At 69.4% G+C, this 21,345-nt stretch carries 22 protein-coding genes; 17 read left to right on the plus strand and 5 right to left on the minus strand.

Annotated elements, in window-relative coordinates:
* Position 1 precedes the first annotated feature (1 nt).
* The 3 genes from ACQPYS_RS09575 to recN are packed head-to-tail and all read left to right on the plus strand — an operon-like array spanning position 2 to position 3,544.
* Positions 2-823, plus strand: coding sequence for a TlyA family RNA methyltransferase (locus ACQPYS_RS09575; protein ID WP_063035892.1), 822 nt, complete (start codon positions 2-4; stop codon positions 821-823).
* Complete coding sequence (locus ACQPYS_RS09580; RefSeq protein WP_431941296.1) at positions 820-1,794, plus strand: NAD kinase; 975 nt, start codon at positions 820-822, stop codon at positions 1,792-1,794. Before ACQPYS_RS09575 ends, ACQPYS_RS09580 begins: the two co-directional genes overlap by 4 nt.
* Entirely contained in the window at positions 1,772-3,544 is a 1,773-nt protein-coding gene (recN, locus tag ACQPYS_RS09585) for a DNA repair protein RecN (RefSeq protein ID WP_433492327.1), read from the plus strand. The genes ACQPYS_RS09580 and recN overlap by 23 nt, the downstream gene beginning before the upstream one ends.
* A 111-nt stretch (positions 3,545-3,655) precedes the next feature.
* Here the strand turns inward: recN and ACQPYS_RS09590 are convergent, their stop codons facing one another.
* Positions 3,656-4,075: an SRPBCC family protein gene (locus tag ACQPYS_RS09590; protein WP_063035894.1), complete on the minus strand. Its 420-nt coding sequence runs from the start codon at positions 4,073-4,075 to the stop codon at positions 3,656-3,658.
* Between the two features lie 167 nt (positions 4,076-4,242).
* Between ACQPYS_RS09590 and steA the strand changes: the two genes are divergently transcribed.
* The 14 genes from steA to ACQPYS_RS09660 all read left to right on the plus strand — a co-directional run bounded on the left by steA (position 4,243) and on the right by ACQPYS_RS09660 (position 19,423).
* Entirely contained in the window at positions 4,243-5,460 is a 1,218-nt protein-coding gene (gene steA, locus ACQPYS_RS09595) for a putative cytokinetic ring protein SteA (RefSeq protein WP_433492328.1), read from the plus strand.
* A gap of 243 nt (positions 5,461-5,703) precedes the next feature.
* Positions 5,704-7,431: a CTP synthase gene (locus ACQPYS_RS09600; protein ID WP_063035896.1), complete on the plus strand. Its 1,728-nt coding sequence runs from the start codon at positions 5,704-5,706 to the stop codon at positions 7,429-7,431.
* Positions 7,428-8,084, plus strand: coding sequence for an NUDIX domain-containing protein (locus ACQPYS_RS09605; RefSeq protein WP_063035897.1), 657 nt, complete (start codon positions 7,428-7,430; stop codon positions 8,082-8,084). Before ACQPYS_RS09600 ends, ACQPYS_RS09605 begins: the two co-directional genes overlap by 4 nt.
* A gap of 13 nt (positions 8,085-8,097) precedes the next feature.
* Entirely contained in the window at positions 8,098-9,039 is a 942-nt protein-coding gene (gene xerD, locus ACQPYS_RS09610) for a site-specific tyrosine recombinase XerD (protein WP_063035898.1), read from the plus strand.
* A 262-nt stretch (positions 9,040-9,301) separates the two neighbouring features.
* Complete coding sequence (locus ACQPYS_RS09615) at positions 9,302-10,177, plus strand: ParA family protein (protein WP_245664547.1); 876 nt, start codon at positions 9,302-9,304, stop codon at positions 10,175-10,177.
* A gap of 29 nt (positions 10,178-10,206) precedes the next feature.
* Positions 10,207-11,079 carry a segregation and condensation protein A gene (locus tag ACQPYS_RS09620; RefSeq protein WP_063036298.1) on the plus strand — a complete coding sequence of 291 codons (873 nt, stop codon included), beginning with the start codon at positions 10,207-10,209 and terminating at the stop codon, positions 11,077-11,079.
* A gap of 148 nt (positions 11,080-11,227) precedes the next feature.
* Positions 11,228-11,884, plus strand: coding sequence for an SMC-Scp complex subunit ScpB (scpB, locus tag ACQPYS_RS09625; protein ID WP_433492329.1), 657 nt, complete (start codon positions 11,228-11,230; stop codon positions 11,882-11,884).
* A 9-nt stretch (positions 11,885-11,893) separates the two neighbouring features.
* Positions 11,894-13,183 (plus strand): pseudouridine synthase, encoded by a 1,290-nt coding sequence (locus ACQPYS_RS09630; protein ID WP_084480611.1) that lies wholly within the window; start codon positions 11,894-11,896, stop codon positions 13,181-13,183.
* 65 nt (positions 13,184-13,248) lie between these two features.
* Positions 13,249-13,947, plus strand: coding sequence for a (d)CMP kinase (gene cmk / locus ACQPYS_RS09635; RefSeq protein WP_063036299.1), 699 nt, complete (start codon positions 13,249-13,251; stop codon positions 13,945-13,947).
* On the plus strand, positions 13,944-15,371 hold the full coding sequence (gene der / locus ACQPYS_RS09640; protein WP_063035901.1) for a ribosome biogenesis GTPase Der: 1,428 nt from the start codon (positions 13,944-13,946) through the stop codon (positions 15,369-15,371). The genes cmk and der overlap by 4 nt, the downstream gene beginning before the upstream one ends.
* Positions 15,372-15,910: 539 nt before the next feature.
* Complete coding sequence (locus ACQPYS_RS09645) at positions 15,911-16,789, plus strand: alpha/beta hydrolase fold domain-containing protein (protein ID WP_433492330.1); 879 nt, start codon at positions 15,911-15,913, stop codon at positions 16,787-16,789.
* 206 nt (positions 16,790-16,995) lie between these two features.
* Entirely contained in the window at positions 16,996-18,363 is a 1,368-nt protein-coding gene (locus tag ACQPYS_RS09650) for a hypothetical protein (RefSeq protein WP_431941288.1), read from the plus strand.
* A gap of 91 nt (positions 18,364-18,454) precedes the next feature.
* A complete protein-coding gene (locus ACQPYS_RS09655) occupies positions 18,455-18,949 on the plus strand; it encodes a DUF1992 domain-containing protein (RefSeq protein ID WP_433492331.1) in 495 nt (164 codons plus the stop codon).
* 45 nt (positions 18,950-18,994) lie between these two features.
* Positions 18,995-19,423, plus strand: a complete 429-nt coding sequence (locus ACQPYS_RS09660) for a nuclear transport factor 2 family protein (protein ID WP_433492332.1) — start codon at positions 18,995-18,997, stop codon at positions 19,421-19,423.
* 10 nt (positions 19,424-19,433) lie between these two features.
* Here the strand turns inward: ACQPYS_RS09660 and ACQPYS_RS09665 are convergent, their stop codons facing one another.
* From ACQPYS_RS09665 to ACQPYS_RS09680, 4 genes are read right to left on the minus strand one after another with little or no spacing between them, the layout of a single operon-like run.
* Positions 19,434-20,189 carry a metallophosphoesterase family protein gene (locus tag ACQPYS_RS09665; RefSeq protein WP_433492333.1) on the minus strand — a complete coding sequence of 252 codons (756 nt, stop codon included), beginning with the start codon at positions 20,187-20,189 and terminating at the stop codon, positions 19,434-19,436.
* Positions 20,190-20,212: 23 nt separating this feature from the next.
* Positions 20,213-20,491, minus strand: a complete 279-nt coding sequence (locus ACQPYS_RS09670) for a BON domain-containing protein (protein ID WP_433492334.1) — start codon at positions 20,489-20,491, stop codon at positions 20,213-20,215.
* The gene (locus ACQPYS_RS09675; protein WP_063035908.1) at positions 20,492-21,076 is read right to left on the minus strand and encodes a nucleotidyltransferase family protein; all 585 of its coding nucleotides are present in this window, start codon (positions 21,074-21,076) and stop codon (positions 20,492-20,494) included.
* Between the two features lie 32 nt (positions 21,077-21,108).
* Positions 21,109-21,342, minus strand: coding sequence for a DUF6480 family protein (locus ACQPYS_RS09680; protein WP_433492335.1), 234 nt, complete (start codon positions 21,340-21,342; stop codon positions 21,109-21,111).
* Positions 21,343-21,345: the final 3 nt, after the last annotated feature.

Raw genomic sequence — 21,345 nt, forward strand, 5'->3', positions numbered from 1 at the left:
GGTGGCCAGGCGGGCGCGGGTGGACGCGGAACTGGTCCGCCGTGGTCTGGCGCGGTCACGGGAACACGCGGTGGAGTTGATCGGCGCCGGGCGGGTGCTGATCAACGGCACGGTGGCGGTGAAACCGGCGACCGCGGTGGAGACCGGTACCCCACTGGTGGTCAAGGAACAGGTCGACGAGGTCGCCTGGGCCTCGCGTGGGGCGCACAAACTGCTGGGTGCGCTGGAGGTGTTCGAAACGCGGGGTCTGTCGGTCGCGGGTCGGCGCTGCCTCGACGCCGGGGCGTCGACCGGCGGTTTCACCGATGTGCTGCTGAGCCGGGACGCGCGCGAGGTGGTCGCGGTCGATGTGGGCTACGGCCAGCTGGTGTGGCGGTTGCGTACCGACGACCGGGTGCGGGTGCACGACCGGACCAATGTGCGGAGCCTGACCGTCGACGATATCGGCGGGCCGGTGGAGCTGGTGGTCGCCGATCTGTCGTTCATCGCGCTGACGTTGGTACTGCCCGCGCTGGCGGGTTGCGTGCTGCCGGGCGCCGATCTGCTGCCGATGGTGAAACCGCAGTTCGAGGTCGGCAAGGATCGGGTCGGATCCGGCGGGGTGGTGCGGGATCCGCAGCTGCGGGCCGACGCGGTGTGTTCGGTCGCCGCCGCTGCCGCGGAGCTCGGGTTGCAGACCCGGGGTGTGGTGGCCAGTCCGTTGCCCGGTCCGTCCGGCAATGTCGAATACTTTCTGTGGCTGTGCCGGGACGACTCGGCGAGCTACACCATCGACGAGGTGGGGGAACTGGTGCGGCGGGCAGTCGAGGAGGGGCCACAGTGAACACGGAGGCATCCCGGCCGCGGGAGATCCTGCTGGTCTCCCATCCCGGACGGGCCGAGATCAGCGAGACGGCGCATCGGGTCGCGAAGATCTGCGCGGAAGCCGGAATCGGGTTGCGGGTGCTGGCCGACGAGGCCTACAGCACTCGATTCGACGCCGATGCCGAACCGATCGCCGACCCCTGCGGATATCCGGTGCAGGTGGTCGCCCACGAACCCGAGGCGGCGCGGGGTTGCGAGATGGTGCTGGCGCTCGGCGGTGACGGCACCCTGCTGCGCGCCGCGGAACTGGCCCGGCAGGTGACGGTTCCGGTGCTGGGCATCAACCTGGGGCGGATCGGGTTTCTCACCGAGGCCGAGGCGGAGAACCTGGACGAGGCGCTCGCCCAGGTCGTCCGGCGCGACTACCGCGTCGAACGGCGGATGACTCTGGACGTCAGTGTCCGGCTCGACGACGAGATCATCGAACGGGGGTGGGCGCTGAACGAGGCCAGTATCGAGAATGCGGCCCGGATGGGTGTTCTCGAAGTGGTACTCGAAGTCGACGGGCGACCGGTCTCCTCCTACGGTTGTGACGGAATCCTTGTCGCGACCCCTACCGGATCGACGGCGTATGCTTTCTCCGCGGGTGGGCCGGTGGTGTGGCCGGAACTGGAAGCGCTGCTGGTGATTCCGAGCAACGCGCACGCTCTGTTCGCCCGGCCCCTGGTCACCAGCCCGGATTCACGAATCGCGGTCGAATCCGTTGCCACCGGCCACGATGCGATAGTTTTCCTGGATGGCAGGCGCACCCTCGCACTGCCGCGGGGCGGCCGGGTCGAAGCGGTCCGAGGTGCCGAGCCGGTGCGGTGGGTGCGGCTGGATTCCGCGCCGTTCGCGGATCGGATGGTGCGCAAGTTCGAGCTGCCGGTCACGGGTTGGCGGGGCCGGCGGCGAACGGAGGGCACACGTGCTGACAGAGATAAGAATTGACGGACTGGGCGTCATCTCGACGGCCACCGCGCAATTCCACGAAGGGCTGACTGTGCTCACCGGGGAAACCGGAGCGGGCAAGACGATGGTGGTCACCAGCCTGCACCTGCTGAGCGGTGCGCGCGCCGATGCCGGGCGGGTCCGGCTGGGCGCGAATCGCGCGGTGGTGGAGGGCCGGTTCACCCTGGAAGAGGTGAACGAGTCGGCGCGCGCCGAAGCGGAACGGGTGCTGGAATCGGCGGCGGCCGTTGCCGACGACGACGGTACGGTGATCGCGATCCGCACCGTCGGCAGCGACGGGCGGTCCCGGGCGCATCTGGGCGGCCGTGGCGTACCGGCTTCGGTGCTGGCCGATTTCACCGCGCCGATGCTCACCGTGCACGGTCAGAACGACCAGTTGCGATTACAGCGTCCCGAACAGCAGTTGCACGCGCTGGACCAGTTCGCCGACGCGACGGTGGGGCCGCTGCTGCGGGACTACGTGGAACACCGCCGTGCCTGGCTGGATGCCCGGACGACGCTGCTGGAACGCACCGCGCGCGGCCGGGAGATGGCGGCCGAGGCCGAGCGGCTGACCCAGTCGCTGGCCGAAATCGACGCCGTCGCACCGGAGCCGGGGGAGGACGAGCGCCTGGTCGCGGAGATCAGGCGGCTCAGCGACCTGGATTCGCTGCGGGAGGCGGCGGCGACCGCGCACGAGGCGCTCGCCGGTCCGGCCGATAATCCCGGCGAAGGGGTCGGGGCGCTGGACGCGCTCGGCGTGGCCCGCTCCCGGGTGGAGGGCGCCGAGGATCCGGCGCTGGCGGCGCTGTCGCCGCGGCTGGCGGAGGCGATCGCGGTGGTGGTGGATCTGACCACCGAGCTGAGCGGCTATCTGTCGGGTCTGCCGTCGGACCCCGGGGCGCTGGAATCCATGCTGTCGCGGCAGGCGGAGTTGAAATCGCTGACCCGTAAATACGCACCCGATATCGACGGGGTGATCGCGTGGGCGGACGAGGCGCGGACCCGGCTGGACTCGCTGGATGTCTCGGAGGAGACCCTCGCGGCGCTGACCGCCGAGGTCGAGGCGGGTGCGGATCGGGTGCGGGCCGCGGCAGTGAAACTGTCGCAGGCGCGCACCGCCGCCGCGGGTGATCTGGCGGCGGCGGTGACCGAGGAGCTGAGCGGGCTCGCCATGGGCAAGGCGCGGCTGGAGGTCGAGGTGCGGCCGTTGCCGGCCGGTACGCAGGATTCCGCGCCGCTGCTGGTCGACGGTGTCGAACTGCACGCCGGTCCGGCCGGGGTGGACGAGGTGGAGTTCCGGCTGGCCGCGCATTCCGGTGCGCAGTCGCTGCCGTTGAGCAAGAGCGCGTCCGGTGGTGAGCTCTCGCGGGTGATGCTGGCCCTGGAGGTGGTGCTGGCCGGTGCCGAGCACGGGGCGACCATGGTGTTCGACGAGGTGGACGCGGGTGTCGGCGGCCGGGCGGCGGTGGAGATCGGGCGGCGGCTGGCCCGGCTGGCACGTACCCATCAGGTCATTGTGGTGACCCATCTGGCGCAGGTGGCGGCATTCGCCGATACCCATCTGGTGGTCAACAAATCCGATGACGGCGAGGGTGCCGTGAATTCGGGGGTCCGGGCGCTGACCCAGGACGAGCGGATCGTGGAGCTGGCCCGCATGCTGGCCGGGCTCGACGATACCGAGACCGGTCGCGCGCACGCCTGGGAGCTGCTGAACACCGCCCGCGCCGAGCGGATGGCGGCATACTGACCCGTCGTGCGACACCCGGGACGCTGATCGGTACCGGTGCCGGAGGGGGCCGGTCGCCGGCCGGGTATCTCACCCGGCGCGGCCACCCGGCTCCGGCCTCGTGCCGGCAGGTCAGTCGACAGCTTTGCGCGCGGCGGAGATGAACTGGTTGATCAGGCCTTTGAGGCCGATCTCGAGCACTTTGGCCGGCACGGGGAGCGAGGGGTCGGAGGTCATCGTGTAGGTGACCCGGGTGCCGTTGTCGGCGTCGGCGAAGGTGATGACGCCGGTATGACTTTTCACCGGGGCGCCTTTGACGATCTTGTACTCCATCCGCTCGTTCGGTATCAGCGCGGTGATCTCCTCGACCACCCCGACCGGGCCGATACCGATCTTGTGCCGGGCGCCGACGCCCTCTCGTTCGGTGGTGCCCGGTGTGACGAGCGTGACGTTCACCGCGAGGAACGGATCAATGCTCTCGCGGTCGGCGAACAGCCGGTACACGGTCGCGCGCGGGGCGGCGATCACGGTATCGACGGTGGTGCTGGCCATGGAGACTCCTCTTCGTATAGCTGTTCCGGGCAGCTTACGGCGCACGGCAGTGGATTTCGCCCGTCGCTACGCCGCGCGGAGCTCCCGATAACCGGTCGATAGCCGTTGAGTATCGACTCGCGGCGTGTCTCCACCAATGGTTGAGGGTTTGCGGCGATTATCACTGCATGAGGATGCTGGCGCTGCTGTCGAAGAATCCGGAGACGTTGCCCGGCCGAACCGGCACCGCCCGGGTCGACCGCGATACCCGGCGGCTACTCGAACGGGTGGAACCCGGTGATATCGCGGTCCTCGACGAAATGGACCTGGACCAGGTCACCGCGGATCGGTTGCTCGCGGCCGGGGTGGCGGCGGTGGTGAACAACTCGCTGTCGATCTCCGGGCGCTATCCCAATCCGGGGCCCGAACTCCTGGTGGCCGGCGGCGTGCTGCTGCTGGACACGGTCACCTCCGACGCCTTCGGTCGGATCAAGGACGGCGCGAAGGTGCGGATCGAGAACGGGGTCGTCTACGCCGACCGCCTCACCCGCCGGGAACCCGAGGTGCTGGTCGAATGCCTCGAACTCGACGAAACCGCGGTGGCCGACCGGCTATCGGAAGCGCGCAACGGTCTCGCCGGTCATCTCGAAGCCTTCGCCGGCGGCACTCTCGATTTCATCCGGACCGAATCATCGCTGCTCATGGATGGTATCGGGGTGCCCGAACCGGACCTGGACCTGAACGGTTGCCAGGTGGTGGTGGTCGGGGACGGGCCCGGGCATGCCGAGGACCTGAAGAAGCTCAAACCCTTCATCAAGGAGTACACCCCGGTCATGATCGGGGTGGGACAGGGCGCCGAGACCGTCCGGCGCGCGGGCTACCGGCTGGATCTGATCGTCGCGAACCCCGAGCAGCTCCCCGCGAAAATCCTCACCGGTAGCGCCGAGTTGATCGTGCCGGCGGAACTGGACGGTTATGCGGAGGGCCTGGACCGGGTCAAGGAGCTGGGGATCGGCGCGATCACCTTCCCGTGCTCCGGGACGCCCGCGGATCTGGCGTTGCTGCTCGCGCACCACCGCGGCGCCGCGCTCATCGTCACGGCGGGCGCGCCCGCGTCCCTGGAGGAATTCTTCGACCGGTGCCGCCAGGACAGCAACCCCGCGACATTTCTCACGCGCCTGAAGGTCGGGGGCGCGCTCATGGACGCGACCGCGGTGGCCACGCTGTACCGGAGCCGGGTGTCCGGGGCGCTCATGGCGCTGATGGTGCTGGCCGCGCTCGTCGTGCTGATCGTGGCGGTGCTGGCCGCCGGCCACGGGAGTGAGGTGCTCGCGCCGGTGCAGGATCTGCTGCACCGCGCCGATCTGTGGGTTCGGGAGACGCTGAGCCGGCCCGGGGCGAGCTGAGCACCGCGGCCGACGCCCGGATATGAGGCGGTCCACGCAATCACACAGCATCGTGTGGGGCGGGCGGTGCCGCGACGACTGTGCGCCGAACTGTGAGAGAAGTGGCCGGTGGTGTCCCCGGGGCGGGGGTGGTCGATTTTCGCTCGGCCCACCATCCCGATTCCGCCGCCGATGCGGCGATCGGGTGGTTAACCGGGGGTGGCGCTCGATCGTCGCCCGGGTTTCGTGTTACCGTGAAGACCCGTGGGTCATACACGGATTCAGGCGCGGGCAGCCACCAAGCATATTTTCGTCAGCGGTGGCGTCGCCTCCTCACTCGGCAAGGGTCTCACCGCCTCCAGTCTCGGTCAGTTGCTGACCGCGCGGGGGCTACGGGTCACCATGCAGAAACTCGACCCCTATCTGAACGTCGATCCCGGCACCATGAATCCGTTCCAGCACGGCGAGGTGTTCGTGACCGAGGACGGGGCCGAGACCGACCTCGATGTGGGGCACTACGAACGTTTCCTCGACCGGGAACTTTCCCGGGACGCCAACGTGACCACCGGTCAGGTGTACTCGTCGGTGATCGCCAAGGAGCGGCGCGGCGAATATCTCGGCGATACCGTGCAGGTCATCCCGCACATCACCGACGAGATCAAGGCGCGCATCCTGGCCATGCGCGGGCCGGACCTGCAGGGGCAGGAACCGGATGTGGTGATCACCGAGATCGGCGGCACGGTAGGAGACATCGAATCGCAGCCGTTCCTCGAAGCGGCCCGGCAGATCCGCCACGATATCGGCCGCGACAATGTCTTCTTCCTGCACGTCTCGCTGGTTCCGTACCTGGCCCCCTCGGGCGAGCTCAAGACCAAACCCACCCAGCACTCGGTGGCCGCGCTGCGCAGTATCGGTATCCAGCCCGACGCGCTCATCCTGCGCTGTGACCGCGAGGTACCGGCCGGCCTGAAGAACAAGATCGCGCTGATGTGCGACGTGGACGCCGACGCCTGTATCTCCACCCCTGACGCGCCGTCGATCTACGACATCCCCAAGGTGCTGCACCGGGAGGCCCTCGATGCCTACGTCGTGCGCAAACTCGGGCTGCCGTTCCGGGATGTGGACTGGACGATCTGGGGTGATCTTCTCGACCGCGTCCACGCGCCGCGGGAGACGGTGGAGGTCGCGCTGGTCGGCAAGTACGTGGACCTGCCCGACGCCTACCTGTCGGTCACCGAGGCGCTGCGGGCCGGTGGTTTCGCGCACCGGGCAAAGGTGAGCCTGCGCTGGGTACAGTCCGACGACTGCGCGACCCCGGCCGGCGCGCAGGCCGCCCTGCGCGATGTGGACGCGGTCCTCATTCCCGGCGGATTCGGGATCCGGGGGATCGAGGGCAAGGTCGGCGCCATCCATTACGCCCGTACCCGGGGGCTGCCGCTGCTCGGGCTGTGCCTGGGCCTGCAGTGCATGGTCATCGAGGCCGCACGGTCGGTGGGCCTGACCGACGCCAACTCCGCCGAGTTCGAACCGGAGACCGAGCACCCGGTGATCTCCACCATGGCCGACCAGGAACAGGCCGTGGCCGGGGAGGCCGATCTGGGTGGCACCATGCGGCTGGGTGCCTACCCGGCGGTCCTGGAGAAGGGTTCGGTGGTGGCCCGGGCCTACCAGGCCACCGAGGTCTCCGAACGGCACCGGCACCGCTACGAGGTGAACAACGCCTACCGCGACAAGATCGCCGCCGGCGGGCTGCGGTTCAGCGGTACGTCTCCGGACGGGCATCTGGTGGAGTTCGTCGAACTGCCTGCCGATATCCATCCCTTCTTCGTCGGCACCCAGGCCCATCCGGAGTTGAAGAGCCGGCCGACCCGGCCGCATCCGCTGTTCTCCGAGCTGATCGCCGCCGCGTTGCGGTACAAACTGGCCGAACGGCTGCCGGTCGATATCCCCGGCGAAGAAGAACTGGCCGGTACCTCCGAGCGGGTGTCGTGACCCCGGCGAACCCGGCGCCCGGCAGCCACGCCTTCGCGACGGTCGACAGCCGGGTCGTGTACTCGGGTGCGATTCTGGCGCTGCGGGTGGACCGGGTGGAGATGCCGGACGGGCGGGTCGTGGAACGCGAGGTCGTCGAACATCACGGTGCGGTGGCCGTGGTCGCGGTCGACGACGACGGCCGGGTGGTGCTGATCCGCCAGTACCGCCACCCCCTCGGGGAACGGCTGCTCGAACTCCCGGCGGGCCTGATCGATATCCAGGGCGAGGATCCGCTGGAGGCCGCGCGCCGCGAACTCGCCGAGGAGACCGGGCTGGCCGCCCGGGACTGGTCGGTGCTGGTGGATGTCGCGCTGTCGCCGGGTTTCACCGACGAGGCATTGCGGGTGTATCTGGCGCGCGGGCTCGGTGAGACCGAACGACCGGACCCCGAACACGAGGAGGCCGACCTCGAGCTGGTGCGTATGCCGGTCGCCGAGGCGGTCCGCGCGGCGCTGGCCGGGACGATCGTGAACGCCACCGCCGTCGCCGGTCTGCTGGCGTTGAGCGCGGCCGAGGCCGCCGGCCTGCCGCTGCGGCCGGCCGACGCGCCGTGGCCGGGGCAGCCGGACGCACTGCTGCGCCGCCAGGCCGCGCAGCGGGACGCGGACTGACCGGGGGCCGCCGGTGCGGGAGGTCGATATCTTCCTGGACCATCTGGCCGTGGAGCGGGGTGCCGCGCGCAGCACCCTCTCCGCGTACCGCCGGGATCTGTCCCGCTACCGGGAGTTTCTGAGTGCACGCGGCCGCACCGACCTGGCCTCCGTCGTGGAGCGCGATATCACTGAGTTCGCGGTGGCTCTGCGGGCCGGCGACGCGCCGCATCCCCCGCTGGCGCCGGGCTCGGTGGCACGGGCCCTGATCGCGGTGCGGGGGCTGCACCGGTTCGCGGCCGCCGAAGGGCTGACCGGCGCCGATGTCGCGCATGCCGTCAAACCACCGATGGTGGGCCAGCGGCTGCCCAAAGCGCTCCCGGTGGATCAGGTGTTGCGGCTGCTGGACGCGGCGGATGCCGGCGCCGGGACCGGGGGGGAAGCCGCGGCGCGGGGGCTGCGTGACCGGGCGCTGCTGGAACTGCTGTACTCCACCGGCGCGCGGATCTCGGAGACCGTCGGACTCGATATCGACGACCTCGACCTCGACGACCGGGCGGTCGCCCTGCGCGGTAAGGGCGGTAAACAGCGGATCGTGCCGATCGGCCGCCCCGCGCTGGCCGCGGTGGACGCCTACCTGGTGCGGGGCCGGCCCGCCCTCGCGGCCCGCGCCCGCCGGTATATACCCGGCGCGGCGGCCGCGGTGTTCCTGAACGTGCGCGGCGGACGGTTGTCCCGGCAGAGCGCCTGGCAGGTGCTCCAACGCGCCGCCGAGCACGCCGGGATCACCGCCACGGTGTCCCCACACACCCTGCGGCATTCGTTCGCCACCCATCTGCTCGACGGTGGCGCCGATGTGCGGGTCGTCCAGGAACTACTGGGCCACGCGTCGGTGACCACCACCCAGATCTACACATTGGTCACGGTGGGGACGCTGCGCGAGGTCTGGGCGACGGCCCACCCGCGGGCGCGGTGAGCGGGTGTGTGCTCGGCGTGACGCCGCAGGCCACGCCGTGAACACCAACACGCCGCGGATACACGCGGCGCTCGAGCGGGGTCAACCGGTAGCGTCTAGGACTAGCCGGACCGTGGCGAAAGCGAGACCGTGCCTTGATCGGCCTCGTTACGCTCTACGAGGTGACGGACGGGTAGGAACATATAAGGAGCAGCGGATCGTGACGACAGCCGGATCGGCGGACTCGCCCAAGGGCGCCGAGAGCGACGATCGCGCCGCGTCTGTGTGGGGCGCGGGCCCCGAACCCGTTCCTGCCGACGCCGCGCTCGGGCCGACGGGCCGGCCCCGGCGTGCGGTCCCGGATCCGCCCGAGCCGTCGCACGAGGGCAATGCGCTCATCGTGGCGATGTGCAATCAGAAAGGCGGGGTGGGTAAGACCACTTCGACCATCAATCTCGGTGCGGCGCTGGCCGAATACGGCCGCCGGGTACTGCTGGTGGATCTCGATCCGCAGGGCGCGCTGTCGGCGGGGCTGGGTGTGGCACACCACGATCTGGACCTGACCGTGCACAATCTGCTCATCGGGGCGCCGGTGAGCGCCGATGACGTGCTCATGCAGACCAAGGTCGAGAATCTGGATCTGCTGCCCAGCAATATCGACCTGTCGGCGGCCGAGATCCAGTTGGTGAACGAGGTCGGCCGCGAGCAGTCGCTGGGCCGTGCGCTGGAACCGATCCGCGACCGCTACGACTACATCCTCATCGACTGCCAGCCGTCGCTGGGCCTGCTCACCGTGAATGCGCTCGCCTGCTCCGACGGGGTGATCATCCCGATGGAATGCGAGTACTTCTCGTTGCGCGGGCTGGCCCTGCTCAACGACACCGTGGAGAAGGTCCGGGACCGGCTGAACCCGCGGCTGAGTCTGTACGGCATCGTGGTGACCATGTTCGATGCCCGGTTGCTGCATTCCCGCCAGGTGATGGCGCGGGTGGTGGAGGTATTCGGGGAACTGGTCTACGACACCGCGATCGCGCGGACGGTCCGGTTCCCGGATGCCAGCGTCGCCGGTGAACCGATCACCACCTGGGCGCCGAAATCCAGTGGCGCCGAAGCGTATCGGGCGATGGCACGGGAAGTCATCCACCGGTCCGGTCGGTGAGCGGGCCGTCCCGGCCGGCATCGTCGACGATCAGCGAATCCGCCGCGCCCGCGGATCCGGCGGGGCCGGCAGCGGAGAAGTCGGGTTTCCATCTGCGGTTGAGCAATTTCGAGGGCCCGTTCGACCTGCTGCTCCAGTTGATCTCGCAACGCCGTCTCGATGTGACCGAGGTGGCGCTGCACAAGGTCACCGACGAATTCATCGCCTACACCAAAGCGTTGACCGCCGGATTGAACCAGCCGGGCAGTTCGCTGCGCACGGACAAGATCCTGGATCAGACCACCGAGTTCCTGGTGGTCGCGGCGACCCTGCTCGATCTGAAGGCGGCTCGGCTGCTGCCGTCTGGCGAGGTGACCGACCCCGACGATCTGGAGTTGCTCGAGGCCCGGGATCTGCTGTTCGCCCGGCTGCTGCAATACCGGGCGTTCAAGCAGGTCGCCGAGCTGCTCGGGGAACTGGAGGCGGCCGCGTTGCGCCGGTATCCGCGCAGTGTCGGCTTGGAGGAGCGGTTCGCGAGCCTGCTGCCGGAGGTCACCCTCGGGGTGGAGGCAGCCGGGTTCGCCGAGATCGCGGCGGCGGCGTTCCGGCCGCGGCCGGTGCCGACCGTGGGCCTCGACCATCTGCACGCGCACGCGATATCAGTGGCGGAGCAGGCGACGCTCGTGCTGGAGCGGCTGCGCGCACGCGGCGTGGGGGTATGGACCACGTTCGCCGAGTTGGTGGCCGATTGCGCGGCGCCGATCCAGATCGTGGCGCGGTTCCTGGCTTTGCTCGAGCTGTATCGGGGTAAGACGATCGAGTTCGACCAGCCCGATCCGCTGGGGCCATTGGCGGTGCGCTGGATAGGTGACGACGTGGACGGCGGTGCCGCGCCGGTGACCATAGAAGAGGACTACGGATGAGCGAGCCGGGCCCGAAGGCGGGCGTGTGGCACGGCCGGGCGGGATCCCGCACACATCCGCGGCGAACAGAGCACGGATGGGCCGGGACCGGAAGGCGGGAGCGTGACGTGACCATCTCGGGCTCTCGCGCGTACGTGGAGGACGGAGCATGACCGAGGCTGTGACCGATATCGCGCCCGAGCCGCTGGATGACGACGAATTCCGGGCGGCACTCGAGGCGCTGCTGCTCGTGGTGGACACTCCCGCGCCGGTGGAGCAGCTGGCCGCCGCGCTGGCGGAGGCCCCGCAGCGGGTGGAACGCGCCCTGCGGGAGATGTCGGCGGAACTGGCCGCCCGGCGTAGCGGAATCGATCTGCGTTTCGCCGGGGATGGGTGGCGCTTCTATACTCGCAGCGAGTACGCACCGTATGTGGAGCGTATGTTGCTCGACGGCGCCCGGTCGAAGTTGACCAGGGCGGCTCTGGAGACGCTGGCGGTGGTGGCATACCGTCAGCCGGTGACCCGGGCCCGGGTCAGCGCGGTGCGCGGTGTCAACGTCGACGGTGTGATGCGCACCCTGCTGGCCAGGGGGTTGATCACCGAGGCGGGCACCGACCCGGAAACCAACGGCACGCTGTACGGCACCACCGAACTGTTCCTGGAACGGATCGGTTTGGCGTCGCTGAGCGATCTGCCGCCATTGGCGCCCCTGCTGCCGGGGGTGGACCTGATCGATGAGATCAACGACAGTCTGGAGACGGACCCCCGCTACACCAGGCTGCGAAAACCCGCCGAGGAAGATCTGAACCTCGGCGCCGAGGATTGACAGGAAAACGTGAAGACACCCGCTCGCCGAGACGGCATACCGGATCGTAAGAAAAGTGGCGACCAGGCCGGTCGCGGCCGCGGCGCCCCCCGGACGGGGGATGCTCGCCGCGGTGGCGGTGATACGCCTCGCACCGCCCGCACCGGAGGACCGCGCAGTACCGAACGCGGAGCCCGCAGCGACCAGCTGCCGCGCTCCGGGCGTGCCGCGGGTGCGGAATCGCCGGCCGGCGGACGCGGTGCCCGCACCGGTGGCGGTCGCGGTGGTTTCGCGACACCGGGCCGCGCGGGTGCGGCCGGGACCGGTCGCGGCGGCCCCGCGGGATCGTCCCGGGCCGGATCCGCGGGCCGCGGTGGTTCCGCGGGGACGGGCCGGGGCGGCTCGACCGCGGCGGGCCGCAGTGGCGCCGCCGGATCGCGGACCGGTGGCCGCCCGGCCGGCGGTACGGCCCGTCGGGCACAGAGCGCTCGTTCCGGGAGCAGCGCCCCGCAGCTGAACAATGCGAAACCGGCCCGGCATCAGCATGTGGAACCGGGTGAATCCGGTCACGTGAAGTTGCCGTGGGGAGAAGGCGAACGCCTGCAGAAGGTGCTGGCCAAGGCCGGGGTGGCCTCCCGCCGGGCCGCCGAGGAGATGATCGAGCAGGGGCGCGTCGAGGTCGACGGCATCATCGTGCGCGAACAGGGCCTGCGCATCGACCCGGAGAACGCCGTGGTGCGGGTGGACGGGACCCGGGTGGTGGTGCGCGAGGAACTCGTGCACCTGGCCCTGAACAAGCCCAAGGGCTGGCAGTCCACCATGTCCGACGATCTGGGCCGGCCCTGTGTCGGCGATATCGTCGCCGAGCGGGTCGCGGCCGGGCAACGGCTGTTCCATGTCGGCCGGTTGGACGCCGATACCGAAGGGTTGCTGCTGCTCACCAATGACGGCGATCTGGCGCACCGGCTGATGCACCCCTCCTTCGAGGTGTCCAAGACCTACCTGGCGACCGTGCAGGGCGAAGTGCACCGTTCGATCGGCAAGATCCTGCGCGAGGGCGTGGAGCTCGACGACGGACCGGCCAAGGTGGACCGCTTCCAGGTGCTCGAGGTCGACGAGGGACGTTCGCTGGTGAAGGTGGTGTTGCACGAGGGGCGCAAACATATCGTGCGGCGGCTGCTGGACGCGGTCGGGCATCCGGTGACCAGGCTCGTCCGCACCCATATCGGCCCGGTCGTCCTGAACGACCAACGTCCGGGCACGCTGCGCGTGCTGGGGCGCGATGAAATCGGCAAACTCTACGAGGCGGTGTCTTTGTGAACGGTGTGGAAGCTCCGGTGGGGGTCGTTGTGGATCCGGCCCGCGACCGGTCCCTGGTCGTCGCGATGGACGGTCCTTCGGGGACCGGTAAGTCCAGTGTGTCGCGGCGGCTGGCGGTACGGCTTTCGGCCCGCTACCTCGATACCGGCGCCATGTACCGGGTTGCCACGCTGCAGGTGCTGCGGGCGGGCGTCGACCCGGCGGATTCCGCCGCGGTGGCCGCGACGGTCACCGATATGCCGTTGCGGATCGGTACCGATCCCGACCGGGAACTGATCGAACTCGACGGTGACGATGTGCGTAGCGAGATCCGCGGAGCCGAGGTCACCGCGGCCGTGTCGGCGGTCTCGGCGGTGCCGGAGGTGCGGGAGCAGCTGGTGGCGCTGCAGCGCGAGATCGCGGTGAGCGCGGGCCGTATCGTGGTCGAGGGCCGGGATATCGGTACAACCGTCCTGCCCGACGCCGACGCCAAGATCTATCTGACCGCGTCCGCGCAGGCGCGCGCCCATAGGCGTAATCAGCAGAACATCGCCGAGGGCCGCGGGGACGACTACGCCGGGGTCCTCGCCGATGTAGAGCGCCGTGACCGCCTCGATTCGACGCGTGCGGTGTCGCCGCTGCGGCGGGCCGAGGACGCGGTGCAGGTCGACACCAGCGAACTGACCATGGACGAGACCATCGAGGAGCTGTACCGCGAGGTCGGCCGGCAGTTGGACCGGCCGCGGGATCGTGCCGCGGCGCGCAGCCGGGGAGTTGCCGGATGAGCGGGGACACCGTGAGTGACGTACTCGCCGGCGACGGCGTCTGGAGCGACGAATCGGAGTGGGAGCTCACCGATATCGCCGGTGACGGCGAAGCCGCCGATCATGTGCCGATGCCCACCCTGGCCGTGGTCGGCCGCCCGAACGTCGGTAAATCGACGCTGGTCAACCGCATTCTGGGCCGCCGCGAAGCCGTGGTCGAGGATGTGCCCGGGGTGACCCGGGACAGGGTGTCCTACGAGGCCAACTGGGCGGGCCGCCGCTTCTGGGTGCAGGACACCGGTGGCTGGGAACCCGATGCCAAGGGCTTGCAGCAGTCGGTGGCTCGGCAGGCGGAACTCGCCATGCGCACCGCCGATGCCATTGTGCTGGTGGTCGACGCGGTGGTCGGCGCGACCGCCACCGACGAGGCCGCGGTCAAGGTGCTGCGGCGGGCGAAGACACCGGTCATCCTGGTCGCCAACAAGGTCGACGACCAGCGCCTGGAGGCCGACGCGGCCGCCCTGTGGTCGCTGGGGCTCGGGGAGCCGCGCATGGTTTCCGCCGCGCACGGCCGCGGCACCGGTGATCTGCTCGACGATGTGCTCGATGTGCTGCCGGAGACCCCGCGGGAACTCGGCGGGCCCGGCGGCGGGCCACGCCGGGTGGCGCTGGTCGGGAAACCGAATGTCGGTAAGTCGAGCCTGCTGAACAAACTGAGCGGTGACGAGCGGTCGGTGGTGCACGATATCGCCGGCACCACCGTCGACCCGGTGGATTCACTGGTGGAACTGGGCGGCAAGGTCTGGCGTTTCGTCGATACCGCCGGGTTGCGGCGGAAGGTCGCCAACGCCAGCGGTACCGAGTACTACGCCTCGTTGCGCACCAAATCGGCGCTGGAGGCCTCCGAGGTGGCGATCATGCTGATCGACGCCGCGCAGCCCATCACCGAACAGGACCTGCGGGTGATCAGCCTGGTCGCGGACTCCGGGCGAGCTCTGGTGCTGGCGTTCAACAAATGGGATCTGGTGGACGAGGACCGCCGCCTGCAACTCGAGCGCGAGGTCGATCGCGATCTGGTGCGGGTGCCGTGGGCGCAGCGGGTCAATATCTCCGCGCAGACGGGCCGGGCGGTGCAGAAGCTCGTCCCGGCCATGGAGACCGCGCTGGAATCCTGGGACAAACGGATTTCGACCGGCCGTCTGAACACCTGGTTGAAAGAGGTGGTCGCCGCGACACCGCCGCCCATGCGCGGCGGTCGGCTGCCCCGCGTATTGTTCGCCACCCAGGCGACTACCAGGCCGCCGACCTTCGTCCTGTTCACCACCGGGTTCCTGGAGGCGGGCTATCGCCGGTTCCTGGAGCGGCGGCTGCGCGAGGAGTTCGGTTTTGCCGGTTCGCCGGTGCGGATCTCGGTCCGGGTCCGGGAGAAGCGCGCCAAGAAGTGAACCCCGGTGCTCATCCGCCGCGGAAGCGGGTGAGCACCGGCGTTTCCGGCCCGTGAGGCCCGCCGGCAGCGGGGGGATGCGTGCCACGGGTCGCGGCGGGACCGGATGCCGGCCGGTGGTAGCACGTGCCGCGCGCCTCTTCACGGCGGAGCTCGGCGCGGGTGCCCGGACGGAACTTCGGCTCCCGGCCGCAGCCGCAGCTGTCGTATCGCGTCCCGGCGCTCAGTACTGCGGCGACCACCGACCAGGTGGTGCGGTCGTTTCGCCAGACTGGGGCGAAGTCCGTTCCGGCGCAGTGCATTTCGTTTCCACGATGGGGGCAACCGTACCGTACGGCCGAGCGCGGACCCGCCCCGGGCCGGCGATTTCAGCGCTGCTGCGATATCCGGCACGACGGGCAGACGTAGTGCGCCCGGTACCGATATGACCTGTCGTCGCATACGCGGGTGAGAATAGCGGGCCCGCGCCGGAATATGCTCCGGAGAGCCGGGGCCGGTCCGGTTCCGTCCACCGGGGCGGATACGGAGGGAGTAGACATCATGGTCAGTCGCCGCGCCCGGGCGCTGTCGATGTTTCTGCGGGTCACCCGCAAACGCGCTATGGCGACCGCCGCGAAGGCGCGGGCCGCCATGGCCGAACCCGCCGGCACCCACACTCCGCCGCGGCGGTTGCGGCGGCGGCACCGGGTCGAAGAGCGCCTCGTCGACGGATTTCCCTGCTATCGCGTGACTCCCCGGACGGCGCCGGAGTCCGGGAAAGTCGTCGTCTATCTGCACGGCGGTAGCTTCTTCCGGGAGATCAGCTGGTGGCACTGGCGGTTCATCGATCGGTTCGTCACAGCCGGGCATCGGGTCGAGGTGCCGATCTATCCGCTGGCGCCGCGGTACACCTACCGATCGGCTCGGCCGTATCTGCTCGCGGTGTACCGGGAGGTGATCGGTGCGGTGGATCCCGGGCGGGTGCTGCTCGCCGGGGATTCCGCCGGTGGCACCCTGGCGTTGCTGCTCGCCCAGGCACTGCCGGATGCCGGGCTGCCCGGCCCGGCGCGGCTGATCCTGTTCGCGCCGTGTCTCGATATGCGCCTGTCCGCGCCGGAGATCGACCGGGTGCAGGCGGACGACCCGTGGCTGGCGCGGCCCGGCCTGCTCGAGGCGGGACGCGTCTGGGCCGGCGGGGACGACCTCGGGCTGCCGGAACTGAGCCCGATCAACGGTCCGGTGGACGGGCTACCGGAAACGGATCTCTTCGTGGGCACGCACGACATTCTGTACCCCGACGCGCGCGCGTTCGCCGAACGTGGCGGCGCGCGGGTGCGTCTCGTCGCCGAACCCGGTCTGTTCCATGTGTATCCGCTCGCTCCGGTCCCCGAGGCACGTCCCGTGGTGAAAGCGGTCCTGACCACATTGAATGCGCTGTGAGCGGCCGCGCCGGCCGCCGTCGCCGGAGCGTGGCGCGCGCCGCGGACGCGGAAACGCCGGGCCGCCCGGGGAACTCGTGAACAGCCTGTGAACGCCTACGGAATTCGGCTGATTCGACCGTGACGATGCATCGCGGAGCAAAGGCCGGTACCGTACCCGGGCGTGACTACTTGTCTGCCATCGAATCACCCGAGGCGGGAGCCGTAATGACTGTCGAACCGCCACTCGAGGACGATGTCACGCAACTGGCTCAGCGCGTCGAACATGCTCGAGGTCGGCTGGCCTACCAGTTCGACCCCGCCCTCACCGAGGCACTGTCGGAATCGGAGTTGCGCGCCGAACGTGATCTCGCCGAGCGCATCCGCGAACAGGAGCGGGGGCAGCGCTGGAAGGAGATCCAAGCGGTCGCCTCGGCCAACGATCGGGCCAGACAGACCACCGAGCAGATCGAGAAGGCGGATATGCGCGACCTCTTGCTCGCCCGTAAAGCCATCGCCGCTCAGCGCCGGGAGTCCAGTCCGCACGCCAAACTCGCATCGCTGTACCGGCATCGGTCCTGGTCGTTGCGTGCGCTGGCCGGTGTGGTCGGTGCGGGGATGCTCTGGTCGGCCGTCAATGTGCAGCAGAACATCGCTCCCACCGGTGCGTCCGATCCGCTGTTCTGGTTCAGCTATCTGCTGGAAGCGATGATCAGTGTCTGCCTGATCATCATCATGATCGGCACCAACAAGGTCGCGGAGTGGGGGGTGATCAACAACCGTAAACAGGTGGCCGCCGCCGAGATCGCGCTGCTCACCCTGACCGTCGGACTGAACACCTACCCCTATCTGAGACTCGGCGAATGGTACGACGCCGCCGTGCACGCGGTCGCCCCGGTGATGATCGGTGTCGCGCTGCTCATCCACGACGCGGCGAGCAGCCGCTACGGTATGGCGATTCTGCGGGCCACCGAACAAGTCCGCGTGTTGCCCGACCCGGCGGATCAGATCCGCAACAATCTGCCTCGGGTGAGCCTGCGGCTCGATCACGCGAAGCCGGCCACCGAAATTCCGGCCGTCGAATCCGAGGCCAAACCGGCCGCGCTGGAACCGGCCGGTATGAAGACATCGGGGTCCGCATCGAGCGGTCCGGCCTTCCGGTCGGACAGCAAGGGCGGTGATACGGGAAAACGCCGGTCGGGGGATCTGGCGGAGGTCACTTCCGGGTTGATCGGGCGGACCAGCTCGCTGCTCGATGAGATGGCGGCCAATTCGCCCCTGTTCGAAGGGGATTCGGCCACCACGAAAACCGCCGATACCACCGACAAACTTCCGGTGACCAAGCCCAAGAAGCTCTCGGGGTTGGGTAAGGGCTCCGCCGACAGCGCCCGGAACGGCTCCGGGGAGGGCAAGGGCAAGTTGTCCGGAGACAAGGAGACCGACGAGTTCCTCGACGTCGTGCGCTCCTCGGACGGCTACGACACCGGCCAGTTCCGGGTCGCCGATATTCTCGAACAGGAGCTCGCCGACCTCCAGGCGGAGCGCCGCCGGGCCCGTTCCGGCCGTGCCCGCAGCACCTCCACCAACGGGGCCTGAGCCTGCTGGTGACCCGCGCCTCGCACGGGTCACCAGCGGTGCCGCGGTCAGGGGACAGCGATACCGTGGTGGGAGACGGTGAGGAGGCACGATGACCGAGCGCAAACCCGTGGGTGTCGACTTCGAGTCCTGGGTCGATCGCAAGATCCGGGAAGCCACCGAACGCGGCGACTTCGAGAACCTCGCCGGCGCCGGTGAACCGCTACCGGGCGCCGGGAACCCCTACCACGACGAGAACGCGTGGTTACGTGACTATCTGCGTCGCGAAGGAGTGAGCGGCGACGCCATGCTGCCGCCTTCGCTGCTGCTGCGCCGTGATGTGGAGCGGTTACCGGAGGCGGTCCGCGACGCCGAGTCCGAAGATGAGGTACGGGAGACGGTCGCCGAGCTCAACCGGCGCATCGTCGACTGGTTGCGGATGCCCACCGGTCCGCAGGTGCCGGTCGCGCCGGTCGACGCGGACGCGGTCGTCCGGGACTGGCGGGAGCGGGCCACCCGGGTGGCCGCTGCCCGGCGCCCGGCTATCGCCCGCCCCGGCCCCGCACCCGGCGTGCCCTGGTGGCGCCGGATCTTTCGTGCCCGCTGAGACCGAACCCGCCCGGACACCGCGGCGGTGCGGTTGTATGGAGGGATGGATCCAGCGACCCTCGCCGATCGGCTCGAGATCACCGATCTGCTCACCCGCTACGCCACCGCCGTCGACAGCAAGGACTGGGCGCTGTACCGGACGGTATTCACCGCCGACGCGCAGATCGACTACAGCACGGCCGGCGGTCCGGTCGGCGATGTCGACACCGTGGTGGCCCGGCTGGCCGAACAGCTGAACCTGTTCGCCCGCACCCAGCATTTCATCTCCAATATCGCGGCGGACCTCGACGGCGATACCGCGAAGGTGCGGGCGATGTTCTTCAACCCGATGATCGTGTCCCCGGGTAAACAGTTCACCTGTGGCGGCTGGTACAACCACGACCTGATCCGGACTCCCGACGGCTGGCGCAGCATCCGGCTGCTGGAGGAGGCCGCCTGGTTCGACGGTATCGAGGCCGCGTTCGCCCAGTAGGCGGCCACGGTCAGCCGGTCAACGCGCTCTCGCTGTGCTCGCGCACATGCGTCTGTCGTGGATGCAGTTCGTACACCGCGAAGGCCGAGTGGATGACCGGCTGGGCGACATTGCGGACGCGGATACCGCCGGGTGTGGTGCCGCGTTCGCATCCGGCGTGCGCGTGCCCGTGCAGCGCCAGATCCGCCCGGTGGGTGTCGATGGGCTCACCGAGAAGATAGGAACCCAGGAACGGGTAGATCTCCCGCGGTTCCCCGTGCAGGGTGTCACTGACGGGGGAGTAGTGGGTGAGGACCACCGTGATATCGGTGTCCAGCGCGGCCAGCGCGGTATCGAGCCGGGTGGCCAACTCCACGGTATGCCCGGCGAACTCGCGCATCAGGTGTTCGCCGAACACGCTGGCGCATTTTCCGGCGAAACCGCCGCCGAAGCCCTTCGTCCCCGCGACACCCAGGGTGCGGTCACCGATCGTGAGCGTGGTGGCCTCACCCTCGAGGACCGTGATCCCGGCCACGGCCAGCATCTCGGTGATCTCGTCGGAGAGATCGCTGTGATGGTCGTGATTGCCCAGGACCGCGATAACCGGGACGCCGACATCGGCGAATTCCGTGGCCACCACCTCGGCTTCGGACAGGGTCCCGTGATTGGTCAGATCACCGGCCAGCAGCAGTACATCGGCGTGTTCCGGTAGATCGCGTAGCGCGGGACGCAGCATGCCCCGCGAATCGGTCCCCAGATGGACATCCCCCACAGCGGCGATCCGCATCGGTGCACTCCTTCCGCCCGGTGTCAGTCACCGAGGTTCTCGCATTCGCCCGGGCCGGGCGTCGCGGTCACGTGTACGTCGTTGTGGATCTGTGCGTCCGGGGCGATCTCGTGTACCAACTCCTCGAGCCGGCGTCGTCGCTCCGCGGTACCCACTTCCCCGTCGAGTACCACCACGTCGCCCCGGATCCGCACCCGCACGCCCTGTTCGGCGCAGCGCGGGTCCTCGGTCAAAGCCCGGTGTAGTTCGGCGGCCAGGTACTCCGGTGGCCGGCCCGGCGGACGGTTCTGGGTTTCCGACATCTATCCGGCCTTTCCTGAGGTTCGATCATCGGCCCGGGTATCGGCGATGCCGAGATCGTCGATCAACCCGAGGAACGCCCGCGCGTAGGGCGAATGTTCGGTCTGGACGCGCACCGACGGCCAGTCCACCTGTTCGCGAAGATCGCGGGAGATACGGAGGAGCGGGCTCAGGTCCAGCCGGTGCGCGTCGAAGACCAGCAGTTTGTCGACCAGCAGGTCGGTGCCGTGTACCACCGGCGCCATCGTCGGACCGACCCGCATGAGCTCCGCCCGGGCCAGCAGGGCATCGTCGACTTCGCGGTTGTTGGGCCGGTGGATGACATCGATGAGGGTGTCGCCGTCATAGGCCTTGGTGAGCCAATCCTCGGCCGCGTCGGCGATTCGCAGTCCCGCCCGGGCCAGTTCGCTGCGCGCCCGGCCGCAGTCGGCGGGTTTGACGAAGAGGTCGACGTCGTGATCCGAGGGTGGTCCGCCCCGGGCATAGACCGCGCAACCGCCCGCCACGGCGAAGGGGACGTCGTGGTGCGTCAGCGCATTCGCGGCTCGCGTCAGCGCATGCAGCAATTGCTGATGGGTCGGAGCCATACCGGGCGGCTACCCGGAAAAGGCGCCGCCAATCAGCTCACGACCGTGATCACCAGGGCCACCGCCACCACCGCGAACGCCGCTACCAGGGCGATCGTCAGCACCACCGCCAGGACTCCGGTCGGGGGGAAGTGATGCCGCGTGGCCGGCTCCGCCGCGGACAACCCGGATGTCTGCGGGGTATCGGGCGGTGTGGAACCCGGCGGTACTCCGCCGCCCGGTTCCAGATCGGGGGTTTCGGCGGGGTCGGGGTCCATGGACGACATACC

It is taken from the genome of Nocardia grenadensis (assembly GCF_050942415.1).
Classification (GTDB): Bacteria; Actinomycetota; Actinomycetes; order Mycobacteriales; family Mycobacteriaceae; genus Nocardia; species Nocardia grenadensis.